The sequence below is a fragment of the Mesorhizobium sp. P5_C1 genome (genome assembly GCF_054049815.1).
This window is the reverse complement of sequence record NZ_JBFULQ010001300.1, coordinates 1-673: the sequence shown is the minus strand read 5'-3', so window position 1 is coordinate 673 and position 673 is coordinate 1. Positions and strand designations below refer to the sequence as shown.

The 673-nt window shown below is 55.3% G+C and carries 1 pseudogene; it reads right to left on the bottom strand.

Going from position 1 to position 673, the window contains the following annotated elements:
* Positions 1-673 (bottom strand): annotated as a pseudogene (locus tag ACXJ7R_RS35495) (restriction endonuclease); the annotation flags it as partial.

Below are 673 nucleotides of genomic sequence, written 5' to 3'. Positions count from 1 at the left end.
CGTTCATCCTCTCGGTGTTGAACACTCTTAGGCTCACGAGGAGATGGAAGTCATTTACTGTCAAGCCAGTCACGGCGAGGAACAGGTCCGGCTCCAGCCTGGTAATTACGTCCTGAAGCGTGTTTTCGCGGAAATCCGTCAGATACATGAAGGCAGGAATGCGCGTCGCAAATTTTATCAGTTTTTCCTGAACGAGCTTACGCTTGGATTTGTATTCCTTCTCCTCATCGCTGAGTTCTTTCTTTTCTTTCGCGGTTAAATCCTCGCCCTTCGCCTTGTTCTTGAGATCTTTGACCTTGTCGCTCTTGTTAATGATGGTCTCAATAATGTTGTCGCCAAGTGCGCGCCAGCCTTCGATGCGCCCGACTGCGGCCATTGCGTCGGGGTTGTCGAGAATTCGGCGCAGGGTGTCGTTGTCCACGTTGACGAGCAGCGCGGATTCCCATTTGCGGGCGAGCAGCGTCGCCGAGGTACCGGCCATCGCAAGGTCCAGGATGCTGCCCGCGTCAATCTGCATCATGTTGGCACCATCATAGGCCAGCACGGGTAGAAACGAGACAAGCTCCCGAACAGCATTCTCGGGGTTGGGCTCACCGGGCGAGAGGCCGAGGCCGTATTCCGACAATTGCCGCAGCGCGCGTGTTGGCGCGAAATCAAATACGAAGCAGACCGG